Annotated in this window: 5 protein-coding genes; 1 reads left to right on the top strand and 4 read right to left on the bottom strand. The window is 69.2% G+C overall.

The genetic code is table 11. The features are described 5' to 3' along the window. Together VFZ20_RS10265 and VFZ20_RS10260 are read right to left on the bottom strand one after the other, a co-directional pair. The coding region (locus tag VFZ20_RS10265) for a hypothetical protein (protein WP_329683776.1) at positions 1 to 196 on the bottom strand (196 nt) is incomplete at its 3' end. Positions 197 to 300: 104 nt separating this feature from the next. After that, positions 301 to 1,641, bottom strand: a complete 1,341-nt coding sequence (locus VFZ20_RS10260) for an MFS transporter (RefSeq protein ID WP_329683775.1) — start codon at positions 1,639 to 1,641, stop codon at positions 301 to 303. Between the two features lie 274 nt (positions 1,642 to 1,915). Here VFZ20_RS10260 and VFZ20_RS10255 point away from each other — a divergent pair, with 274 nt between their 5' ends. Further along, entirely contained in the window at positions 1,916 to 2,410 is a 495-nt protein-coding gene (locus VFZ20_RS10255; RefSeq protein ID WP_329683774.1) for a hypothetical protein, read from the top strand. Positions 2,411 to 3,091: 681 nt separating this feature from the next. Here the strand turns inward: VFZ20_RS10255 and VFZ20_RS10250 are convergent. Further along, complete coding sequence (locus tag VFZ20_RS10250) at positions 3,092 to 3,712, bottom strand: isochorismatase family cysteine hydrolase (RefSeq protein ID WP_329683773.1); 621 nt, start codon at positions 3,710 to 3,712, stop codon at positions 3,092 to 3,094. A 56-nt stretch (positions 3,713 to 3,768) separates the two neighbouring features. Beyond that, positions 3,769 to 4,115 (bottom strand): hypothetical protein (locus VFZ20_RS10245; RefSeq protein ID WP_329683772.1); only part of this gene is annotated, 347 nt, incomplete at its 5' end.

Below are 4,115 nucleotides of genomic sequence, written 5' to 3'. Positions count from 1 at the left end.
TTCGCCGCTGGAAGGTCGCGAAGTCCGCCTGCGCGGACTGCCCCAGCGCATGCCGCCCGACGTGCACCGGAGCGGCCTGACCGCCTGCGATCACGTGCGTCTTGCCGGGTGGCGGCGTGCGTCGGCGGTTGAAGCCCTGTTCGCAGAGCGCGTCGGCGCGAGACAGGGCGTATCGCTGTCCCAGCGGCGGGTTCACCCGCTCAGGCTGGATCTCCGCTCATCCCTCTCGAACTCTGCCCCGCGCCCGCCGTTACTTTCGCACTTTCGCACTTTCGCACTTTCGCACTCACGCACTTCCGTTCACTCCCCCCGGTCCTCCGCCGACCACTCGCGCGGCGCGTCGGAGATGGGCCGCAGGATGATCCAGCTCAGGATCACCATGCTCAGCAGCACGATCACGCCGATGCCCTGGCCCACGCGCGGCAGCATCCCCCCGCGCTGGATGGTCAGGTACGTCACGCCCGCCCAGATGATGGGCCCCGTGATGGCGCTGAACCGGCCCACCATCCCGTACAGCCCGTAGAACTCGCCGATGCGCGCCGGCGGCGTAAGGCGCAGCATGTACGGCCGGTCCGCCGCCCAGATCCCGCCCATGCTGAACCCGGCGGCGGACGCCACGACGAACAGGCACCACAGCGGCAGCCCCAGCAGGCCCACCAGGCCCGCGCCCAGGAAGATGGCCATCCACGCGTACAGCACCAGGTTCAGCGTGCGCCTGGGCCCCATCCGGTCCGTGGCCCACCCCCACACGAACCCGCCGATCACCGCGAAAGTGATGGCGCACAGCATGATGAGCTGCGCCCGTGCCTGCCCCTGCTTTTCCGTCATCCCGCCCGACACCGCCACGTTCACCGTGTACAGCGCCATGATGCTGATGACGGTGTTGATGGCGTCCGTGTAGAACACGCGGCCCACCAGGAAGCGGATCAGCCCCGGATACCGGTTCCCGGAGCGCAGCGTGCGGAGCGTCTCGCCCGTCGACTCGCGCACCATCTGCCAGTTGATGGGGCGCGGCCGCGGGTTGCCGCGCTCCCTGACGAACAGAAAGCAGGGGATGGAGAACAGCAGGAACGCCGCCGCGATGCAGGTGAACAGCAGCGCCTTGTTCTCCGTCCCCAGCCACATCCCCAGCCCCACCGCCACGTACGATCCCAGGTATCCCACCCCCACGCCGATCCCGCCGATGCGCCCGCGGTTCTCTTCCGTGCTCACCTCCGGCAGCAGCGCGTCGTAGAACTGCAGCCCCGCCTGGTACGTGGCGTTGGCGATGATGAAGCACAGCGCCGTGCCCGTGTAGCCCAGCCGCGCCAGCAGCGCCGTGAACGCCACGCAGATGACCGTGCTGGCGACCAGGAACGGCATCCGCCGCCGCGCGCGGTCCGTCATGGCCCCCAGCAGCGGGGCGATGACGAAGGTGATGGCCATGCTCACCGCCGTCAGCACGCCGTAGCGGCTGTCCGCGCGCTCGGCGCCCACCTGGTCGCGCACCCAGAGCGAGAAGTACAGCGAGACCACGCCCATGGAGAAGATGGTGTTCGCCAGGTCGTACAGCACCCAGCTGGCCACCGCGCGGCGCGTGATGACGTGCGGAAGGCGCGGGCCGGTCGTGGGCTGCGGCGGCGCGAGCTGCGGTTCGAGCATCGGGACGGTTCGGCGGATGAAGGGACGCGGAGGGGATGCGACGGCGGAGGCACCGGATGCGTGCCCGGGCAATTTCGCGCATCCGCGCCGCGCGCGCGAGTGGGGCGCGCGGCTCTGGTGCGAACGGCTGTCCGGAATCATCTTGGTCCGCATCGCGGCCCACGACCCGCGCCGCGGGAGAAATCCAACCGTTTTGTCCGAATCTTCCCCGCTCACGCGTTTCCGTACGTTCGCTCCGCCGGATCGCCTTCCTCACCTCCCCGTGACCCGTACGATGCACATCCGATCCATCTTCCGTACCTTCGCCCTCGCGTCGCTCGTGGCCGTCGCCGCGTGCGAGTCCGGCACCGATCCGTCGGACGGCGGGCATCTGCTCGGCACCTGGGCCGGCGAGGCGTGGGACGGAGACGCGCAGGCGTACATCGTCAACGACTCGCTGTACATCTCCAGCGCGTCGGACGGGTGGCAGAACGGGCCGTACGTGGCCGTGGGCGTGGGCCCGTTCCACGGGCCGGGCACGTACACGCTGGGGCCTGCCAGCGCCGCGATTCGCTACATCGTGGGCGGCGACGGCATCTGGGCCTCGTACGGCACCCGGCAGAGCCCGGCGGGCACGATGGTGGTGACGGGCTTCAGCGGCGGCACGGTGACGGGCTCCGTGGAGTTCGTGGCCGACGCGGATCCCGGCGATACGCCCGCCGGCGCGCGCTCCATCTTCCGCGGCGACTTCCGCGCACGCACGCAGCTTCCCCGTCTGCCCAGCCGATGATCCGGAATCCGGCTCAAACGCTGCACGTCGGTGTTGGTTTCCTGGGAGGGTGTTGCCAACCCTGCCTTTCAACGGAGGCAGGGAGCGTCATCCTGAGTCATTCGGCGCTGCGCTCACCCTGCGGATGAAAGCCGCAGTCCAACCTCCCCCAGGGGGTTTTGGGGGAGGTGGGCGAGCTCCGCGAGCCCGGAGGGGGCGCTCGCGCGGGACACGCTACTCCGCACGAGCCCAGCCGCGGCTTTCTATTCAGGGTGTTGCCAAACCTTCCTTTCAACGGAGGCAGGGAGCGTCATCGCTGAGGGAGCGCCGCACGTAAAGCGAACGCGCGCAGGACTTTGGCGCGACCGAAGGATCTTGTGTGCAAAGCGGCAGGCCGGCTCTGGTGCGCGGAGCCGGCCTGTCGCTTTGCGGGCGGGATCCTTCGTCGCCGCCATGGAACCCGCGCGAACCAGGTTTTGCGCGGCGGCTCCTCAGGATGACGCGTTCGCGCGCGGTTCTCAAGGAGCGCCGCGCGAAATGCATCCGGGCGCGGTCGAGGTCGTGGGGGCCCCTCGGGAAGACAGCTGCATTCCGAGTCCGGTATACGGTCGGCAAGGATTCCGCGGCCACGAAACGCATCACCCCTCCCGCACGGTTCCGTGCGGGAGGGGTGATGCATTCCGGCGAGGGCCCGTCCGTGGATCAGGCCGGCGCCTGGCTGGCTTCCTGGATCATGGCGTCCAGGTCCAGCTGCGTGGACGGCGTGGTGTCGGCGTGCAGCACGCGCTGCATGTAGCGCAGGGCCTGGCGCGTGTCCACCTCTTCCAGCCCCGCCACGCAGTCCGACGGCACGTGTACCGTGTACTCGCGCATGTACGCGTCGCTGGCCGTGAACAGCACGCAGATGTCGGCCGTGATGCCCGTGAGGATCAGGTGCCGCGCGCCCAGGTACTCCAGCAGCGTGGCCAGCGTGGTCTCGAAGAACGCGGAGTGCTTGGGCTTGAGGACGAAGTAGTCGTCGCGCCCGGGCTGCAGCAGCTCCGCCAGGCGCTGGCCGCGCACGCCGTCTTCCAGGCAGTGCTTGACCACCTCGCGAAAGTCCGAGCGCCACTTGCCGAAGTTGTCGTTGGCGTAGATCACGGGAATGCCGCGCGCCCGCGCCTGCTCCTTGAGCGCCGCGATGCGCTCCGCCGCCGCGGTGGCCGGCCCCGCGACGTTCTCGCCGCCCGGGAACTCCAGGTCGTTGATCATGTCGATCAGCAGCAGCGCCACGGGGCTCTGGTCGGGCGCGTTTCCGTGCAGGTCCTCGCTCAATTGCGGCATTCGTCGTCCGTGAATCGGTGGATGGATGCGCTGCGTCGATGATGTTCGGCAGTCGATCAGGCCTGCTGTCCCGGGACCGGCAGGGCGGATGCCACGGCCCGCCAGATGTCCGCGGCGATGTCGTCGGCGGGACGCATCTCGCCGCCGGGGTAGGGCGGCGATGTCACGACTAATTTCGGCGCCCGGACATGTTCGAGGCGTGGATCGTCTTCAGCTCCCGCTGCGCTTCGGTGCAGGATTGTTACCGGCTTGCGCCCGTTCACTGTCACAGCATCGCGCAACTCGCGCGCGCCTTCCACCATGTCAGCCGCGGTGATGGAAAGGCGCTCGCGGAACTGGTCGATGGTCGTGCGTCGTCGTGTACCGTCGAGCGCCATTGGGCGGTCCGCAGCACGGCGCAGCG

This window comes from Longimicrobium sp., assembly GCF_036280135.1.
Taxonomy (GTDB): Bacteria; Gemmatimonadota; Gemmatimonadetes; order Longimicrobiales; family Longimicrobiaceae; genus Longimicrobium.
The sequence above is the reverse complement of the archived record's forward strand: the minus strand, read 5'-3'. Positions and strand labels throughout refer to the sequence as shown.

Coding starts and splice junctions, on each gene's coding strand:
- VFZ20_RS10260 (WP_329683775.1), bottom strand. CDS start 1,641: ATGCTCGAACCGCAGCTCGCGCCGCCGCAGCCCACGACCGGCCCGCGC.
- VFZ20_RS10255 (WP_329683774.1), top strand. CDS start 1,916: ATGCACATCCGATCCATCTTCCGTACCTTCGCCCTCGCGTCGCTCGTG.
- VFZ20_RS10250 (WP_329683773.1), bottom strand. CDS start 3,712: ATGCCGCAATTGAGCGAGGACCTGCACGGAAACGCGCCCGACCAGAGC.